17 protein-coding genes are annotated in these 19,696 nt (G+C 43.6%); all 17 read left to right on the forward strand.

Going from position 1 to position 19,696, the window contains the following annotated elements:
- Positions 1-61: 61 nt before the first annotated feature.
- The 17 genes from ACXACN_RS04690 (at position 62) to ACXACN_RS04770 (ending at position 19,687) form a co-directional block, all read left to right on the forward strand.
- A complete protein-coding gene (locus ACXACN_RS04690; protein ID WP_474962691.1) occupies positions 62-550 on the forward strand; it encodes a hypothetical protein in 489 nt (162 codons plus the stop codon).
- A 146-nt stretch (positions 551-696) separates the two neighbouring features.
- Positions 697-1,434, forward strand: a complete 738-nt coding sequence (gene rpsB, locus ACXACN_RS04695; protein WP_074734064.1) for a 30S ribosomal protein S2 — start codon at positions 697-699, stop codon at positions 1,432-1,434.
- Between the two features lie 121 nt (positions 1,435-1,555).
- Complete coding sequence (tsf, locus tag ACXACN_RS04700; protein ID WP_474962693.1) at positions 1,556-2,440, forward strand: translation elongation factor Ts; 885 nt, start codon at positions 1,556-1,558, stop codon at positions 2,438-2,440.
- 117 nt (positions 2,441-2,557) lie between these two features.
- Positions 2,558-3,280 carry a UMP kinase gene (pyrH, locus tag ACXACN_RS04705; RefSeq protein WP_146816405.1) on the forward strand — a complete coding sequence of 241 codons (723 nt, stop codon included), beginning with the start codon at positions 2,558-2,560 and terminating at the stop codon, positions 3,278-3,280.
- Positions 3,281-3,282: 2 nt separating this feature from the next.
- Positions 3,283-3,840: a ribosome recycling factor gene (gene frr, locus ACXACN_RS04710; protein ID WP_089652385.1), complete on the forward strand. Its 558-nt coding sequence runs from the start codon at positions 3,283-3,285 to the stop codon at positions 3,838-3,840.
- Between the two features lie 322 nt (positions 3,841-4,162).
- The gene (locus tag ACXACN_RS04715; RefSeq protein WP_474962694.1) at positions 4,163-4,930 is read left to right on the forward strand and encodes an isoprenyl transferase; all 768 of its coding nucleotides are present in this window, start codon (positions 4,163-4,165) and stop codon (positions 4,928-4,930) included.
- 17 nt (positions 4,931-4,947) lie between these two features.
- Positions 4,948-5,745 carry a phosphatidate cytidylyltransferase gene (locus ACXACN_RS04720; protein ID WP_474962696.1) on the forward strand — a complete coding sequence of 266 codons (798 nt, stop codon included), beginning with the start codon at positions 4,948-4,950 and terminating at the stop codon, positions 5,743-5,745.
- A 20-nt stretch (positions 5,746-5,765) separates the two neighbouring features.
- Positions 5,766-6,911 (forward strand): 1-deoxy-D-xylulose-5-phosphate reductoisomerase, encoded by a 1,146-nt coding sequence (gene dxr, locus ACXACN_RS04725; protein ID WP_474962698.1) that lies wholly within the window; start codon positions 5,766-5,768, stop codon positions 6,909-6,911.
- Between the two features lie 111 nt (positions 6,912-7,022).
- Complete coding sequence (rseP, locus tag ACXACN_RS04730; protein ID WP_474962699.1) at positions 7,023-8,279, forward strand: RIP metalloprotease RseP; 1,257 nt, start codon at positions 7,023-7,025, stop codon at positions 8,277-8,279.
- Between the two features lie 144 nt (positions 8,280-8,423).
- Positions 8,424-10,127 (forward strand): proline--tRNA ligase, encoded by a 1,704-nt coding sequence (locus tag ACXACN_RS04735; RefSeq protein ID WP_474962701.1) that lies wholly within the window; start codon positions 8,424-8,426, stop codon positions 10,125-10,127.
- Between the two features lie 91 nt (positions 10,128-10,218).
- Positions 10,219-14,511 (forward strand): PolC-type DNA polymerase III, encoded by a 4,293-nt coding sequence (locus tag ACXACN_RS04740; RefSeq protein WP_474962703.1) that lies wholly within the window; start codon positions 10,219-10,221, stop codon positions 14,509-14,511.
- Between the two features lie 636 nt (positions 14,512-15,147).
- Positions 15,148-15,621 (forward strand): ribosome maturation factor RimP, encoded by a 474-nt coding sequence (gene rimP, locus ACXACN_RS04745; RefSeq protein ID WP_474962705.1) that lies wholly within the window; start codon positions 15,148-15,150, stop codon positions 15,619-15,621.
- Between the two features lie 14 nt (positions 15,622-15,635).
- Complete coding sequence (gene nusA, locus ACXACN_RS04750) at positions 15,636-16,745, forward strand: transcription termination factor NusA (RefSeq protein WP_474962706.1); 1,110 nt, start codon at positions 15,636-15,638, stop codon at positions 16,743-16,745.
- Positions 16,746-16,760: 15 nt separating this feature from the next.
- Positions 16,761-17,036, forward strand: coding sequence for an RNase P modulator RnpM (gene rnpM, locus ACXACN_RS04755; RefSeq protein WP_474962708.1), 276 nt, complete (start codon positions 16,761-16,763; stop codon positions 17,034-17,036).
- The gene (locus ACXACN_RS04760; RefSeq protein WP_474962710.1) at positions 17,033-17,347 is read left to right on the forward strand and encodes a YlxQ family RNA-binding protein; all 315 of its coding nucleotides are present in this window, start codon (positions 17,033-17,035) and stop codon (positions 17,345-17,347) included. Before rnpM ends, ACXACN_RS04760 begins: the two co-directional genes overlap by 4 nt.
- A 7-nt stretch (positions 17,348-17,354) precedes the next feature.
- Entirely contained in the window at positions 17,355-19,412 is a 2,058-nt protein-coding gene (gene infB, locus ACXACN_RS04765; protein ID WP_474962711.1) for a translation initiation factor IF-2, read from the forward strand.
- Positions 19,409-19,687, forward strand: coding sequence for a DUF503 domain-containing protein (locus tag ACXACN_RS04770; protein WP_474962713.1), 279 nt, complete (start codon positions 19,409-19,411; stop codon positions 19,685-19,687). Before infB ends, ACXACN_RS04770 begins: the two co-directional genes overlap by 4 nt.
- Positions 19,688-19,696 lie beyond the last annotated feature (9 nt).

Genomic DNA, 19,696 nt, shown 5'->3' on the forward strand with positions numbered 1-19,696 from the left:
GTAATGAAAGTTTTGAACAGTAAGAAGAAACTACGTTCAGTAATGAATGGTGAGGATAAAAATGATCGTGTTTTTATTGATTCTAAGTTTTATCATTGATGGAGTACTGCTCTTTGCACTACTGATTATGATAAAAAAAGTACGCAAGACAGAGGAATTAGAACTTAGACAAAAACAAGTGGCATCAGAAATTGAGGATCTTTTCGCCTCTTATTTAATGGAAATAAAAGAAGAAAATAAGCGAATGGAAACCCTCGTACAGAAAAGTAAGGACTCGTCGGATCAGGAAAATGATCGAACAAAAAGCAGAGAGGAAGGGAAAAGCAGCAGCTCTAAAAAGGGTGTCTTGGCAGAGTCAGATGCTTCTCCCGACTACACCCCTCCTGAGCTGAATGAAAAGGAGAGTTACCAGCCATCTTTTCATTCACAGGTATATGATTTGAAGGAAAAAGGTTATAGTATTGAAGAAATTGCGAAAGAATTGGACAAAGGGAAGACAGAAATCGAATTACTCTTCAAATTTCATCAAAAACCAATGAAAAAAACTTGAATGGCCTTGCGTGTTATGATATATTTACTGACGGTGTCAATACGCACGCCTTTGGATTCTCAAGTGAGGTTGCTCTTTTACTAGAGTTCACTAGAGAAGATGAAAAAGGCGGAGGATACTAAAAAAACCAAACAGGAGGAACTATCATGTCTGTAATTTCTATGAAACAGCTACTTGAAGCTGGTGTTCACTTTGGACACCAAACCCGTCGCTGGAATCCAAAGATGAAAAAATACATCTTCACGGAGCGTAACGGGATCTACATCATCGACCTACAAAAAACGGTCAAGAAAGTTGATGAAGCATTCAACTATGTAAAAGAGGTCGCTGCTGACGGCGGTAACATTCTTTTCGTAGGTACTAAAAAACAAGCTCAGGATACAGTTCGTGACGAGGCGACTCGTTGTGGCATGTATTACATCAACCAGCGTTGGTTGGGTGGTACCCTGACGAACTTTGAAACCATCCGTAAGCGTATCAATCGTCTGAAAGACATTGAGCGCATGGAAGAAGACGGTACGTTCGATGTACTTCCTAAAAAAGAAGTAGTCGACATGCTTAAAGAAAAAGATCGTCTTGTTAAATTCCTAGGCGGTATTAAAGAAATGAAGAGCCTTCCGGACGCTATGTTCGTGATCGATCCTCGTAAAGAGCGCATCGCGATTGCTGAAGCTCACAAATTGAATATTCCAGTTGTAGGTATCGTTGATACGAACTGTGACCCAGACGAAATCGATTATGTCATCCCTGCGAACGATGATGCAATCCGTGCCGTTAAATTGTTGACTTCTAAGATGGCAGACGCTGTCCTTGAAGCGAAACAAGGGGAAGAAACAGAAACAACGGAAGAAACTGAAGCTGCTGTAGAAGCTGCTCAAGAGTAAGAAGGGTCAAAAGGTGATAAGGGGGTATACCTTTATCACCTTTTTTAAAGAATCCGTAACAGCTCAAGCGTTCCTATACGCTCGAGCTATACTTATATGTGACTAATAAGGAGGCTTTACAATGGCTGTAAACGCTAAAATGGTAAAAGAACTTCGTGAAAAAACGGGTGCTGGAATGATGGACTGTAAAAAAGCACTCACTGAAACTGATGGTGACATGGATAAAGCAATGGAATGGTTGCGTGAGAAGGGCATTTCCAAGGCAGCTAAAAAAGCTGACCGTATCGCTGCAGAAGGTTCTGCTGCAATTGAAATTTCCGGAAACACGGCTGTACTTTTCGAAGTGAACTGTGAAACGGACTTCGTTACAAAGAACGATCAGTTCAAAGATTTGCTTAAAGACCTAGGTCAGCACCTACTTTCTCAGAAGCCTGCGACGGTTGAAGAAGCTCTAGAGCAGAAGCTACACGGTGATGGAGAAGTACTAAGCAGCTATATTACAGAACGCGTAGCGAAAATCGGTGAAAAGATTTCCCTTCGTCGTTTCGTTATTAAAGAAAAAACAGATAACGATGCATTCGGTGCTTACCTTCACATGGGCGGAAACATCGGTGTTTTGACTGTCCTTGAAGGTTCTACAGATGAGTCTGCAGCGAAAGATGTTGCGATGCACGTTGCGGCGGTAAACCCTCGTTATGTTTCCCGTGACGAAATCCCAGCAGAAGAAGCAGATAAAGAGCGTGAAATGCTTAAAACTCAAGCGATGAACGAAGGCAAGCCTGAAAACATCGTAGAGAAAATGGTCGAAGGCCGTTTGAACAAGTTCTTTGAAGAGATCTGCCTGCTTGACCAAAGCTTCGTTAAAGATCCAGACCAGAAAGTAAAACAATTCGTAGCTACAACTGGTGGTCAAATCACTGGTTTCGACCGCTTCGAAGTTGGTGAAGGTATGGAAAAACGCGAAGAAAACTTTGCTGACGAAGTGATGAACCAAGTTAAAAAATAATGAACATGAAAAATAGGGGACACTGCCGGTGTTCCCTATTTTCAAACAGGCTACATAATTGCAGATCGATGTGCAAGAAAATGTAGAGGAATACAGTTAAAAACACGGGAGGTAACTATGACTACTGCTCGCTATCGTCGTATTGTATTAAAACTAAGTGGAGAGGCTTTAAGTGGAGAAGCAGGGTTTGGACTAGAACCTAGCATCATCAAATCAGTCTCCCGCCAGGTCAAAGAAGTGGCTGAACTCGGTGTAGAAGTCGCTGTCGTTGTCGGGGGTGGAAACATCTGGCGCGGTAAAGTAGGAGCCGAGATGGGAATGGATCGAGCAAACGCTGATTATATGGGTATGCTTGCAACAGTCATGAACTCACTTGCCCTTCAGGATAGTCTGGAAAACTTAGGGATTCCGACCCGTGTCCAAACTTCCATTGAAATGAGACAAGTAGCGGAACCGTACATCCGCAGAAAAGCGATTCGTCATCTTGAAAAGAAACGTGTCGTCATTTTTGCGGCTGGCACAGGAAACCCATACTTCTCTACTGACACGACAGCTGCTTTAAGAGCCGCTGAAGTGGAAGCGGATGTGATCTTAATGGCGAAGAATAATGTAGATGGCGTGTACACAGACGACCCTAAAGTCAATGAAGATGCTGTGAAATACGATCAGCTTTCTTACATGGACGTATTAAACGAAGGTCTCGGTGTCATGGATTCTACAGCTTCATCATTATGTATGGACAACGATATCGATTTATTGGTATTCTCAATAACAGAAGACGGAAACATCAAGAAAGCCGTAATGGGCGAAAATATTGGAACCATTGTGAGGGGGAAATAATCATGTCAGATGCTGTAATTAATGAAACGAAGCAACAAATGGAACAAGCGACACAAGCTTTCTCACGTCAGCTTGCGACAGTTCGCGCAGGTCGTGCGAATCCATCTATCCTAGATAACGTCTATGTGGATTACTACGGAGCCGCGACTCCGTTGAATCAACTGGCACAAGTCTCTGCGCCTGAACCTCGCCTGCTCGTCATTACTCCGTATGACAAGAGTGCGATTGCAGAAATTGAAAAAGCGATTCAGAAAGCGGACCTTGGTTTGTCTCCATCTAGTGATGGGAATGTTGTACGAATCAACATTCCTGCGTTGACAGAAGAACGTCGTAAAGACCTTGCTAAAGTAGTAGGAAAGTACTCAGAAGAAGCGAAAGTTCAAATTCGTAACATTCGTCGTGATTCCAACGACCGTCTGAAGAAGCTAGAAAAAGACGGGGAACTAACGGAAGATGATCTTCGTTCCTATCAGGATGACGTTCAGAAGGTCACAGACCAACACGTCGAGAAAATCGATCAACTTGCAAAAACAAAAGAAGAGGAAATCATGGAAGTTTGATTCTCCAATTCTATATGCCTTAAGGTGTATCAAGCCGCGCTGTAGATGTTTGGCAGCGCGGCTTTTCTTTTAGTTTAGGAAATGTTAAGAATTTGTTCTATGGACAAACGTGTGACAACAGGCTTCAACGTTCTGAAATACTCAATATCTCTGATTCATCCAAGGGAAAATAAATGGATCTTTATTGGTGACATCTGTGTATATTGTCGGTGATGGTGAACCCTAAGCCTACGATTTGTCCAAGGGCTTTATAGGATTTCAGCATTTTTATTAGATTTGGTATATAATAAACAGATGGAACAATTGGACTGGAGGATTAAACATGCCTATCAAGTTTCCATTCAAAAAAGATAAAAAGCAGCCCAGCACCGAGCCATTGGCTCTTGAAGAAAACCATATTCCAAAACATGTGGCGATCATCATGGACGGAAATGGACGATGGGCGAAGAATAGGGGAATGCCTCGGATAGCCGGTCATAAAGAGGGCATGGGCGTTGTGAAGAGAATCGTAAGATATGCTTCAGATGTCGGAGTGAAAGTTCTTACCCTCTATGCTTTTTCTACGGAAAATTGGAAACGTCCTAAAAATGAGGTAGACTTCCTTATGAAGCTGCCGGTCGATTTTTTAAGTACATATTTGCCTGAACTGATCGAGCGAAATGTCCAAGTCCGGACCATTGGGGATTTTGATGTTCTGCCTGCCCATACCCAAAAGGCTGTCAAAGAAGCCATGGAAAAAACGAAGGACAACGATGGGCTGATCCTCAATTTTGCGCTGAATTATGGAAGTCGATTTGAGATGGTGCATGCAGTCAAGCAAATTGCTTCTAAAGTACAAGAGGGTGAAGTGGACATATCTGAAATTGATGAATCGATGTTCACTCAGGAATTGTACACGTCAGAGTTGATCGAACCTGATCTGCTTATCCGGACGAGTGGAGAACAAAGGTTGAGCAACTTCTTATTATGGCAGCTGGCCTATGCAGAATTTTGGTTTACCGAAGTATATTGGCCGGACTTTGATGAAAGTCATTTCGAGAAGGCTCTTTATGACTTCCAAAATCGTAAACGTCGTTTCGGCGGAGTATAAGGTGTGAAAAAAGACTTATGAAACAAAGAACAATTACAGCCATCGTAGCAGCTCTTATTTTTCTCCCGATCGTCATGTTGGGTGGATGGCCTTTTAAGGCTTTTGTGTATATCATAGCAAGCATTGCTCTACTTGAATTGATCCGTATGAAAAAAATCGCCCGCTACTCGGTAGCCGCGGGGCTCGGCTTGCTTCTCATGTGGGCCCTGATGTTTCCTTATGAGGTGTTTGATAAATCCATTACTTCTGAGGATATCATCACAAAATCCGAAATTACGCTGCTCGCGGTCCTTGTACTGTTGAGTTACACTGTGCTCGTGAAAAACCGTTTCACATTTGATGATGCTGGTTTCCTTTTATTATCTGCCATCTATGTAGGCATGGGATTCAATTATCTGATGGAGACACGGCAAGAGGGACTCGAATATATATTCTTTGCGTTGTTTATTGTCTGGGCAACGGATACAGGAGCTTACCTTTTCGGGCGTGCTTTTGGTAAACATAAACTTTGGCCGCAGATCAGCCCGAAAAAAACAATCGAAGGTTCCGTTGGAGGGATCATTCTTGCTTGTGTAGTCGCTATAGTTTTCCAGTTGGTACACCCACTAGATCATTCCTTATTTATTGTTATATTTGTCACCGTACTTGTATCCATTACTGGTCAGATCGGGGACCTTGTGGAATCTGCATTCAAACGACACTACGCTGTCAAAGATTCTGGTAAGATTCTGCCTGGGCATGGAGGTGTATTGGATCGGTTCGACAGTTTGATTTTCATTTTACCGATCCTGCATTTGATTAACTTTATTTCTTAAGAGAGAGGGGCGATTGAACGATGAAGCAAGTATCCTTACTTGGGGCAACAGGGTCGATTGGGATTCAAACCCTTGATGTCCTTCGGTTGCACCCGGATCAGTTTTCATTATATGCCATGGGGTTTGGCAGGAATGTGGAAAAAGCACTTCCTCTAATCCGAGAATTCGAACCCTCTATGATTGTTGTTCAAGATGATGAAACGAAGAGGAAACTTGAAAGGGAATTGACTAACCCACAGATTCTTTGTGGTGGAGAAGGTTTAATTGAGGCGAGTGTAGCCGAACCTGTAGATGTGGTTGTGAACGCAGTCATGGGGAGCATTGGATTACCAGCTACCCTCAAAGCGATTCAAGCAAAAAAGCAAATAGCGATCGCTAACAAAGAAACACTTGTAACAGCAGGTCATCTAGTTATGGAAGAAGCGAAAAAGCATGAGGTCAACCTTCTCCCTGTAGACAGTGAGCATTCGGCAATTTTTCAAGCTTTGAATGGGGAGCAGAGAAAAGACATTAACAAGCTCATCATTACTGCATCCGGCGGAAGCTTCCGTGATCAAACAAGGGAAGAACTTGTGGGAGTAACGGTGGACGATGCCTTGAATCATCCGAATTGGAAGATGGGGGCGAAAATCACTATCGATTCTGCTTCAATGATGAACAAAGGCTTAGAAGTGATTGAGGCGCATTGGCTTTTTGATGTACCTTATGACCAAATTCATGTTATTCTTCATAGAGAAAGTGTGATCCATTCTATGGTTGAATATGTGGACCGTAATGTCATTGCCCAGCTTGGAACGCCTGATATGAAAGTGCCGATCCAATACGCACTGACTTACCCTGAGCGTAAGGAGCTTCCGATTACGAAAAACTTGAACTTGGAAGAGATTGCTACGCTGAACTTTCAAAAGATGGATATGGAGCGTTTTCCTTGTTTGAAAATGGCCTTTGAAGCAGGAAAGGCTGGAGGATCGATGCCGACAGTCTTGAATGCGGCAAACGAAGAGGCTGTCCAGCAGTTCCTTGAAGGGAAAATTTCTTTTCTTGATATTGAAAAATACATCGGTCAGGCACTAGAAAACCATGACAAGATTCATAACCCGGACTTGTCTACCATAATTTCTATTGATAAGGAAACAAGAGAAAGGGTTCGTTTCCAAATAAATTAAGAGCTCTGGTTGTTGAAAAAAGTTTATGCGACCGTCAAACTAATGATGGTTTCTTCCGCTAATCACATCAGCCATAGAACGACCGAGAGCTAAAAAAGGAAGGTGCTTCATTTGACTACAGTGGTTGCATTTATTCTTATGTTCGGACTTTTGGTGTTCGTACATGAGTGGGGGCATCTCATATTTGCCAAACGGGCGGGAATGCTCGCAAGGGAATTTGCAATAGGATTTGGACCTAAGATTTTTGCATTCACTCGGAATGAAACTCTTTATACGATCCGTCTTCTTCCCATTGGCGGCTATGTTCGAGTTGCCGGTGAAGATCCAGAAATCGTAGAATTGAAAGCTGGTCACCACATCGGCCTTGAATTTAATGATGCTGGAAGAGCAAACAAAATCATTGTAAACAACAAAGACAAACATCCCCATGCGCGTGTCATTGAAGTTGAACGAGCGGATCTCGATCATCGACTCGTCATTGAAGGTTACGAAATTGATGAAGATGAAAAGCTCTTCTTTGAAGTCGACCCGAAAGCGATGTTCGTCATGGATGAGAAAGAAACACAGATCGCTCCTTACAATCGTCAATTTGCCTCTAAATCTGTACCGCAGCGTGCCATGCAGCTTTTTGCAGGGCCACTGATGAACTTCGTCCTTGCGATCGTTCTCTTCATGATTCTCGGCTTTATTCAAGGGGTTCCTTCAAACGAAGCAAAACTTGGAGAGATTCAGGAAAACTCCCCAGCCTCACAAGCAGGCCTTCAGGCAGGTGATGAAGTCGTTGCAGTGGACGGCGAATCCGTCAGTACGTGGGAAGAGTTCACAACCATCGTTCGAGCACACCCAGACGAAGAAGTGACGTTGACGATCAATCGTGAAGGAAACACTCAACAGCTGAATGTCACACCTGCAGCCGTTGAAAGCAGAGAGATGACGATCGGCCAAGTAGGTGTCGCCCGTGCGTTTGAAGAATCTTTTGCGAAAAAATTAACATTCGGGTTTACGCAAACATATGAGTGGTCCACCTTGATTTTAACGAACCTCGGTAAATTGGTAACCGGACAATTTTCTTTAGATATGCTTTCGGGGCCGGTCGGTATTTATGATGCCACAGACCAAGTCGTCCGCACCGGTTTTACCAATTTCGTCATGTGGACATCTATCCTGAGTATCAATCTTGGGATTGTAAACTTACTTCCGCTTCCTGCTCTGGATGGAGGACGTCTCTTATTCGTAGGTCTTGAGGGACTTAGAGGGAAACCCATTGATCCTCAAAAAGAAGGAATTGTTCACTTCATCGGATTTGCTTTGCTCATGTTATTAATGCTAGTCGTCACGTGGAACGATATTCAACGCTTATTCTTGTGATTTTTATAGCTGGAAGTCCTGAGGTGATCGGTGATTCCTAGGCTTCCGGCTTCTTTTAATTGAACGTATTAAGAAGGGGAATCTTGGAGACTAGTTTTTTTCTCCTTTTAGTAACTTCGAATATATAGAACTGAGGTGCATGTTATGAGACAAAGTCATATGTTAATACCTACCCTAAAAGAAAATCCAGCTGATGCTGAAATCAAGAGCCACCAGCTCCTCGTTCGTGCTGGTTACATACGCCAGATTGCATCCGGCATCTACAGCTTTCTGCCAATTGGACGCCGTGTATTAAGCAAGGTCGAGAATATTGTCCGCGAAGAAATGGAAAAAATCGGCGCTCATGAAATGGCGATGCCTGCCCTTGAACCTTCAGAACTTTGGAAGGAAACTGGGCGTTGGACAACATTCGGTTCTGAATTGATGCGCCTAAACGATCGACATAATCGCGAGTTTGCCCTTGGTGCGACACACGAGGAGGTCATTACCAGCCTTGTTCGTCATGAAGTGAAAAGTTACAAACAGCTTCCTTTGACCGTTTTCCAAATTCAAAATAAATTCCGTGATGAAGCGAGACCTCGTTTTGGTCTTTTGCGTGGAAGAGAGTTTTTGATGAAAGATGCCTACTCTTTCAATGAATCCTATGAAAGCCTTGATGAGACCTATAACAAGATGTTCGAAGCTTACTCGAATGTATTCAGACGCTGCGGGTTGAACTTCCGTGCGGTCATCGCGGATTCCGGAGCTATGGGCGGAAAAGACACCCATGAGTTTATGGTTCTGTCTGAAGTTGGAGAAGATGTCATTGCTTATTCAGATACCTCTCGTTATGCCGCAAATATTGAAATGGCACCCGTTACAGCGACGTATGAAAAATCCACAGCCACTCCTCAAAATTTGGAGAAAGTGGAAACACCAGGGCAGAAGACAATGAAGGATGTAGCAGAATTCCTTGGTCATGATTTACAAGAAGGAATCAAGTCGCTCCTTTTCCAGGTTGATGATCAATTTGTTCTTACTCTAACCCGTGGAGATCATGAAGTGAATGATGTCAAACTTAAGAATCTTTATGATGCGGATATGGTTGAACTCGCTTCAGAAGAAGACACAAAACGCCTGCTTGGTTCAGGATTCGGTTCTCTTGGACCGCTCGATGTCCCGGAAGAAGTAGACGTTGTAGCCGACCATGCCGTAAAAGCTATGGTGAACGTTTCATGTGGCGCCAATGAAGAAGGCTTTCATTATAAGAATGCCACACCTGGCAGAGACTTTACCGTTAAGACATATGCTGATCTACGGTTTATTGAAGAAGGGGATCCTTCACCTGATGGGGAAGGCATTATCAAATTCGCCAGAGGCATTGAGGTGGGGCACGTATTCAAATTGGGAGAATTCTACTCCGAACGAATGAATGCCACATTCCTTAATGATCAAGGAAAGGCGAAGACGATGATCATGGGTTCCTACGGGATCGGTGTCTCTCGTACACTAGCTGCGATCGTAGAACAATACCATGATGAAAGAGGCATCACATGGCCGAAAAATATCGCTCCTTATCAAGTGCATTTGCTTTCATTGAATCCTAAAAAAGAAGAACAGAAAGAATTGGCAGATCAATTATATGAGACACTGCTTGATGCTGGGATCGATGTCTTATATGATGATCGTAAAGAACGTGCCGGCGTGAAATTTGCAGATAGCGACCTTTTCGGTGTGCCTGTTAGAATTACAGTAGGAAAGCGTGCAGGTGAAGGTGTCGTTGAAGTGAAGGAACGTGCGACTGGCGATCAAGATGAGTTAGAAACAAGTGAAGTTTTAGAATATATTAAGAACTGGTACAAAGCCTAATATCTTTTTTGGAAAACTATACCCTTGCTGAAGGAAAGAGCAAGGGTTTTTCCATGTCAGGTGTTGGGTGAGGAAAGAGGAGGAATACCGTTTGAGTGTGAGCAATAAAGAAAAAATGCACTATTTGCTGGAGCAGATTCAATTCCCGCATGATCTAATAGAGCCTCACTTTAAAGACAGCAGTATGCAAAAGCTGGTGGTTTACCGCGAACAAAAACAGTGGCATTTTCATTTTCTTATGCCAAAACCGCTGCCACCCTCTGTCTATGATCTATTTACAAGTAAACTTGTAGCGACTTTCCGTTCAATTGCAGATGTGACTTGGACAATTGAAACAACCGCAAAAGAACTGTCTGTTCAAGATGTGCTGGACTACTGGCAAAGCTTTATCAAAACATTGACGAATCTAACGCCAAGTTACAAAGATTTGTTGATGGAACAGCAACCAGAAGTGAACGGAAATAAAGTGATGTTAACCTGCAGGAACTTAGCAGAAAGCCATGCCATACAAAAAAATTTGGAAGAACCATTAAAGAACTTTTGTCTTCAATGCGGTCTCCCTTCTTTCATGCTTTCTACCCGAGTAAAAGAAGAGACCGAGCAAATCAAACGTTTTCAGGAAGAACGTCAAAAAGAGGATAAAATCCTCGTCCAGCAAGCGGTGAAAGAACAAGAGGAAAGAGCCAAGGATAAGGATGACTCTAAACCAAAAGGACCGCTTGAAATTGGTTACAAAATTCAAGATGATATTATCCCGATGGAAGAGATCCAAGAAGAAGAGAAAAAGATTGCTGTCCAGGGATATATTTTCGATGTCGAAATTAAAGAACTCCGCTCTGGGCGTCATTTGCTACTTTTGAAAGTGACCGATTATACCGATTCTTTCTCTATCAAAATGTTCTCTCGTGGAGACGATCATGCCGAATTGTTTAAGCACGTGAAAGAAGGCATGTGGATCAAAGCGCGTGGGGGCATCCAAACAGATAATTTCACAAACGAATTGACGATGATGGCTAATGATATCAATGAAGTGAAACCGAAGTTGAGAGAAGATGATGCACCAGAAGGAGAGAAGAGGATAGAATTGCACGCCCATACCACGATGAGTGCGATGGATGCCCCTGTATCCCCTTCACGTTTGATTAAGCAAGCAGCCGATTGGGGCCACGAAGCGATAGCGATCACAGACCATGCGGTCGTCCAAGCTTACCCGGATGCCCATGCTGCTGGTCAGAAAAATGGTGTGAAAATCATTTATGGTGTGGAAGCGAACTTGGTCGATGATGGCGTTCCTATTGCGTATGAAGAACAGGACCGTGAGCTTGAGGAGGCTGTGTACGTTGTATTTGACGTGGAGACAACAGGACTATCCGCGGTTTACGATAAAATTATAGAACTTGCTGCGGTGAAAGTGCAGGGAGGAGAAATCATCGATCGATTTGAATCCTTCGCAAACCCCCATCAACCTTTGTCCCAAACGACGATTGACCTTACAGGGATTACAGACGATATGGTCAAGGATGCCCCGGAAATCGAACATGTACTCAAAGATTTCCACGCTTGGTCAGGAGATGACATTCTTGTCGCTCACAACGCTAGTTTTGATATGGGCTTTTTAAACGCTGGTTATCAAAATATTGGATTGGAAAAGTCTACGAATCCCGTCATCGATACGTTGGAACTCGCTCGTTTTCTAGTGCCAGAATTAAAGAACCACCGTTTAAATACATTATGTAAGAAATTCGACATAGAATTGACCCAGCACCACCGGGCGATTTACGATGCCGAAGCCACTGGTTATTTATTATGGAAACTAGTGAAACGAGCCATGGAAAAAGAGATCACAAACCATAAAAACCTGAACGATTATATGGGGGAAGGGAAAGCGTATCAACGTTCCAGACCCTCTCATTGTACGCTGCTTGCCACAAACAGCACAGGGTTAAAAAACATTTACCGTCTCGTATCAGAAGCGCATGTGAATTATTTCTACCGTGTTCCACGTGTTCCTCGTTCTCTTTTAGCTAAAAACAGAGAGGGGATTCTCGTAGGTTCTGGTTGTGACAAGGGTGAAGTATTTGAAACGATGATGCAGAAATCGGAGGAAGAGGCGGAGAAAGTAGCTGAATTCTACGATTACATCGAAATTCAACCACCTGGAAATTATTATCACTTGCTTGAAAAAGACCTTGTCCAGACGGAAGCACAGATCCTCGATATTTTAAAAAGGCTTGTCGCTATGGCAGAGCGCATGGGTAAAACCGTCGTTGCTACTGGAAATACTCATTACGTGGAACCTCATGAAAAACAGTATCGTCAAATTCTCATTTCATCCCAAAACGGAAACCCGCTGAACAGGCAGACACTTCCGGAGGTCCACTTTAAGACGACGAATGAAATGATAGAGGAGCTTGCTTTCTTAGGAAAAGACAAAGCCACGGAGTTAGTTGTAACGAACACTCATAAGATTTCAGGACAGATTGGTGAAGTTTCTCCTGTGAAGGATGATTTGTATACGCCTAACATCGAGGGAGCCGACCAGGAAATCCGTGAAATGTCCTACAACAAAGCAAGGAGCATTTACGGAGAGCCAATTCCGGATCTAATTGTCAAACGTTTGGAGAAAGAACTCGACAGTATCATAGGAAATGGATTTGCGGTCATCTATCTCATATCGCAGAAACTCGTAACCAAATCTCTTGAAGATGGTTACCTTGTTGGGTCGCGTGGTTCAGTCGGTTCATCATTTGTTGCTACGATGACGGATATTACAGAAGTAAACCCTCTTCCACCGCATTATGTTTGTCCATCTTGTCAATATAATGAATTTTTCACCGACGGATCGGTCGGAAGCGGATTCGACCTCGAAGAAAAAGATTGTCCAGAATGCGGCACATCTCTAACGAAAGACGGTCAAGACATTCCTTTCGAAACGTTCCTCGGATTCAAAGGAGATAAGGTTCCAGATATCGACTTGAACTTCTCAGGAGAATATCAGCCTCATGCGCACAACTACACAAAAGAGTTGTTCGGTGAAGATAGTGTATTCCGAGCAGGTACAATCGGTACGATAGCGGAAAAGACGGCTTATGGTTATGTAAAGGGTTATGCCGGAGATCATCAGCTGATTTATAAGAACGCCGAAATTGATCGTCTTGTTCAAGGATGTACAGGTGTAAAAAGGACAAGCGGTCAGCACCCTGGAGGAATTATCGTCGTACCTGATGATATGGAAATTTACGACTTCTCTCCAATCCAATTTCCAGCGGATGATACGAAAGCAGAGTGGAAGACGACTCACTTCGATTTCCACTCTATTCACGATAATCTGTTGAAACTGGATATTCTCGGACACGATGACCCCACCGTCATCCGTATGCTGCAGGACTTAAGTGGCATCGATCAAAAGGAAATCCCTGTCGATGACCCGGAAGTGATGAAGATCTTCAGCGGTCCTGAAGCACTCGGAGTAACGGCAGATCAGATCATGTGTAAAACAGGAACCCTGGGCGTTCCGGAATTCGGTACAAGGTTTGTAAGGCAGATGCTTGAAGATACAAAGCCGAAAACATTCGCAGAACTCGTTATCATCTCAGGGCTGTCACACGGAACGGACGTATGGCTTGGAAATGCTGAACAGTTGATCAATGATGGGATCTGTACACTTCCAGAAGTTATCGGCTGTCGTGACGATATCATGGTGTATCTCATGCATAAAGGTCTCGATCCTTCTCTAGCCTTTAAGATCATGGAGTTCGTCCGTAAAGGCCGCGGCCTCCAAGATGAATGGATCGAGGAAATGAAAAAACATGGTGTCCCGGACTGGTATATTGATTCTTGTAAGAAGATTAAATATATGTTCCCGAAAGCACACGCAGCAGCCTATGTTCTAATGGCTGTAAGGATCGCCTATTTCAAAGTTCACTACCCCATCTATTTCTATGCTGCCTATTTCACTGTCAGGGCAAGCGATTTTGAACTGGAAACGATGATAAAAGGATCCGAAGCCATCCGTAAACGCATGAAAGAGATACAGGATAAAGGCTTCGATGCCACACCGAAGGAAAAGAGTTTAATGACCGTTCTTGAGCTTTCTCTTGAAATGTGTGAAAGAGGATACGGGTTCAAAAATGTGGACCTTTATCGTTCCAGTGCTACGGACTTCCTTGTTGAAGGTAATGAGTTGATCCCACCATTCAATGCCGTCGATGGCCTGGGAACAAACGCAGCGATCAATATCGTCAATGCAAGAGAAGAAGGGGAATTCCTATCCAAACAGGATTTAAGAGAACGGAGCCGTATTTCCAAAACGGTTCTTGAATACTTGGATAACTTCGGATGCTTAGAAGGAATGCCGGATGAAAACCAACTGTCCCTTTTCTAATTTCTCAGCTCCACGACAGACAAAAGGCTGATTCATTATTAAAGTATATGGGAGAGTTGTGGAAGAATCAGGTTCGAGACTTTTAGGGGTTCGTTAGCCATATGAGGAGTCATGGGTGGTTGGGATGCCACTCGCTTTCCGGCGGGGGGAGTGGCGAGACTCCTGCGGGAAAAAAGTGCAGGGTGAGACCCCACAGGACGCAGTCCGAGGAGGCTCACCGCGCTCCCGCGGAAAGCGAGTCATTCCCCGCAGCCCTAAACTTACACAAACATCTCGAAACTGACAATCGGCAGCTTTTATGAAACAACTTCGATTGAGGGGTGGAGGAAAGGCTGTTGATTTCTTCCTTTGTTGCATAGAATACGCATCTATGATATATTTTTTATGGTGAGAAGAGCGATACGGACGACGAAAGAGTGGGGCAACCCACTCTTTCGTCATATTCTAGCCTCTTGCTTGTGGAGAAACTTCGATGCATGAGGGGTTTTAGTACCCGCGAGATGAACCGCTATGATTAATGTCATAGCGGTTTCTCATGGTACTTGCATAAATGGCCCCGTTACTTAATGAAATAAGCGAATACATCCCATAATAATAAGTACTAACCATTACATTGTGTTCGAAGGAGGGAAGAGCATGAGCAATCATGTTGCATCCGTTACAGAACGTCTAGTCCAGCCGATCCTTGAGGATATGAACCTCGAACTCGTGGATATTGAGTACAAAAAAGAAGGTCAGAACTGGTACCTTCGCGTCTTCATAGATAAAGAAGGCGGTGTGGATATAGAAGAATGCGGCCAAGTATCTGAACAACTGAGTGAAAAATTAGACGAAGAAGATCCTATTGAAATTCCATATTTCCTTGAAGTTGCATCTCCAGGGGCAGAACGTCCTTTGAAAACAGAAGCAGACTTTGAAAAGTTCGTCGGTGAATACGTATATATGAAGCTATACGAGCCGATTGATGGGGAAAAAGAGTTTGAAGGGACCCTGAAGTCCTTTGAAAATTCCGTTGCAACCGTTGAAATTCGTATAAAAACGCGAAAGAAACAACTGGAAGTACCATATCAAAAAATAGCTAAAGCCAACTTAGCTGTTACGTTTAATTAAGGGGGAGAAAACTGTTGAGTAGCGAACTATTTGATGCCATGAATTATTTAGAGAAGGAAAAAGGCATCGACAAAAATCTTTTATTGGAAGCACTTGAAGCTGCTTTGATTTCTGCTTATAAGAAAAACTTCAATTCCGCGACGAACGTACGCGTGGATATAAATGAAGAAGAGAGTGCCATGAAGGTCCTTGCTCGAAAAGAAATCGTAGAAGAGGTCATGGATCCGCAGCAGGAGATTTCATTAGAAGAAGCCAAAGGGATCGATCCAAACTATGAGGTTGAAGATGTGATCGAAGTAGAAGTAACTCCTATGGATTTCGGCCGTATCGCAGCACAGGCGGCTAAGCAAGTCGTCACTCAGCGTGTACGTGAAGCTGAGCGAGGCATCATTTACGGTGAGTATGTTGATCGTGAAGAAGATGTCATGACAGGGATCATTCAACGGAAAGATCCTCGTTTCGTCTATGTAAACCTGGGTAAAATTGAAGCACGCCTCCCAGAAGGGGAGCAAATGCCGACAGAGACCTATGAAGTCCACGATCGTCTCAAAGTGTTTGTGACGAAGGTTGAAAATAGCAACAAAGGTCCACACATCTATGTTTCCCGTACACACCCGGGTCTTTTAAAGCGTTTGTTTGAGATGGAAGTTCCTGAAATATATGACGGTACTGTTGAAGTCATTTCCGTAGCCCGTGAAGCAGGGGACCGTTCGAAAATCTCGGTTTACGCAGAAGATCAGGAAATCGATCCTGTAGGCTCCTGTGTAGGTCAAAGAGGTCAACGTGTACAAGCGATTGTTAATGAATTGAAGGGTGAAAAAATCGATATCGTTCAATGGTCCGAAGATCCTGTTGAATACGTGTCCAATGCCTTGAGTCCTTCTAAGGTCGTTGAGGTGCTTGTCGATGAGGAAGATAAAGCGACAACCGTAATCGTTCCTGACTACCAGCTGTCCCTTGCGATCGGTAAACGCGGTCAAAATGCTCGTCTTGCAGCTAAGTTGACAGGCTGGAAGATCGACATTAAGAGTGAAAGTGAAGCACGGGAACAAGGGCTTCTATCAACAGAAGAAGCGGATGTTGAAGAAGAAGACGTCTTTGACGACGAACTGTCTGAAGATTAAGGAGGGGGAAGAAACATGACCCGTTCCAAAAAACAACCATTAAGAAAATGTGTCGTTACACAAGAGATGGTTCCTAAGCAACAATTGATCCGTGTTGTGCGCAATAAAGAGGGAGAGATTTTTGTGGACGACACTGGAAAAAAGAATGGGCGTGGAGCCTATCTCATGAAAGACCTTAAAGTCATTGAGCAGGCTGAAAAACAGCAGGTGTTGAACCGTCACCTCAAAGCTAAGGTGGATGACAACATTTATGAGGAATTGAGAGCGAAAGTAAAGGCTGGCCAATCATGAGCGGCAGTTACTTGAATCTATTAGGACTGGCTATTAGAGCTGGTAAGTGTACGCTCGGTGAAGAATCGATTGTACGAGACATTCAAAAACGTAGAGCAAAGCTCGTTCTCATAGCCAATGATACAGGGAAACAAACAAAGAAGAAGCTGACAGATAAATGCAGCTTCTATGAAATACCTTGCTATGAAGTCGATGATCGAGACACATTGTCACAGGCTATCGGAAAGGCAGGGAGAGTTGCGATCGCAGTTCTTGACCAAGGATTTGCGAAAAAGATGCAATCGCTACTCGATGAATCTATACGGGGGTGAAGATTTTATGAGTAAAATGCGCGTATATGAATATGCCAAGAAAAATGAACTTTCAAGTAAACAAGTCATTCAAAAACTGCAAAATCTGAATATCGAAGTGAACAATCACATGTCCACTTTAGAAGAGGACGCAGCGAAAAAGCTGGATCAAGCATTCGGAAAAGGTCAGGGTTCTAAACCTCAAAGTCAGGACAAAGCCAAGTCCCAAAAACCGAAAAACAACAAAAAACCAGCAAATAATAAACAAAAAAATAACAGCCAGAAGAACCACAAACCTGCTCAGCAGGCACCTAAAAAGTCGAAAAAGCAGACACCTGATAAAATTACTTATTCAGGAAGCTTAACGGTCGGTGAGTTGGCCGAAAAATTAAACAAGGATTCTTCTGAAATCATCAAAAAACTTATGTTCCTAGGCACAATGGCTACCATTAACCAGGAACTGGACGCTGATTCCATCGAATTGATCTGTGATGAGTTTGGCGTAGAAGTAGAAGAAGAGGTCGTTGTGGACGAGACGGACATCGAGAACTTTACGTTTGATGACGATCCGGAAGATCTACAGGACCGTCCTGCTGTCGTTACGATCATGGGACACGTCGACCACGGAAAAACGACCCTTCTTGACCAGATCCGTAACACAAAAGTAACAGAAGGCGAAGCGGGTGGAATTACCCAGCATATTGGTGCCTACCAAATCGAAGATAACGGGAAGAAGATCACTTTCCTTGATACGCCTGGCCACGCAGCTTTCACAAGCATGCGTTCCCGTGGTGCTCAAGTAACGGATATCGCTATTCTTGTAGTTGCTGCTGATGATGGCGTTATGCCGCAAACGAAAGAAGCGATCAGTCACGCGAAAGCAGCAGAGGTACCTATTATTGTTGCTGTAAATAAGATGGACAAAGAAGGTGCCAATCCTGACCGAGTCATGCAGGAGCTTATGGAATATGAGCTGATTGCTGAAGACTTTGGTGGAGAAACGATTTTTGTCAAAATGTCCGCCGTCAACGGTGAAGGGATCGATGATCTCGTTGAAATGATCGGTCTTGTATCAGAGATGGAAGAATTGAAAGCTAACCCAGATCGTCCTGCCTATGGTACGGTAATTGAAGCGGAACTAGATAAAGGACGAGGCCCTGTGGCTACATTGTTGGTTCAAAACGGTACTTTGAATGTCAGTGACGCCATTGTAGTCGGAAATACTTGGGGACGTGTACGTGCCATGGTGAACGATATTGGACGCCGAGTAAAAGTTGCCGGTCCTTCTACACCAGTAGAAATTACCGGATTAAATAATGTTCCTCAGGCAGGCGATCGTTTCCTAGTCTTTAACGATGAGAAGAAAGCACGTTCTGTAGGTGAAACCCGTGCTCAGAAACAATTGGAAGAAAATCGCGGTTCTACAGCGAAAGTAAGCCTTGACGATTTGTTTGATCAAATTAAACAAGGGGATGTCAAAGAAATCAACTTGATTGTAAAAGGTGATGTGCAGGGATCTGTAGAAGCTCTTGCTGGTTCACTTGAGAAAATTGAAGTCGAAGGTGTGAAAGTGAAGATCATTCACACAGGTGTCGGAGCCATTACGGAATCTGATATTGCACTCGCATCTGCTTCCAACGCAATCGTTATTGGTTTCAACGTTCGTCCAGACGGGAACGCTAGAAAAGCAGCTGAAGCGGAAGATGTAGAAATCCGCCTTCATAACATCATTTATAAAGTGATGGAAGAGATCGAATCTGCTATGAAAGGGATGCTCGATCCAGAGTACGAAGAGAAAATCATCGGTCAGGTGGAAGTACGTGAAATCTTCAAAGTGTCTAAGATCGGTACGATTGCCGGCTCTTACGTTACAGATGGTAAAATCGGCCGCAATTCCGGTATTCGTGTCATCCGAGACGGTGTCGTCATTTATGAAGGTGAGATCGATGCTTTGAAACGTTATAAAGATGATGCGAAAGAAGTTCAACAAGGTTACGAATGTGGAATTACAATCAAGAACTTCAACGACATTAAAGTAGGCGACATCATCGAACCATTTGAGATGCAGGAAATCGAGCGTAAATGATTATAAGCGCAGAAGTGGATGGTATCATCTATGATGCGCAATCGCTGAAAAACAAGCGTGCGGTATTGAAACGTGTCATGACAAGGCTCAGAAACGAGTTCAACGTTGCTGTAAGTGAACTTGAGTACCAAGACTTATGGCAACGGACTCGGATCGGCCTCGTCACGATCGCTAGTGATAAGGTGATTGCGGAACAGACGATGCAGCAAGCTTTGGCTTTCATCGATTCATTTCCTGAAATTGAACGGACAGAAACCCATCAGGAATGGCTTTGATGTCTGGTT

Source organism: Halobacillus sp. AWM4_238 (genome assembly GCF_056158265.1).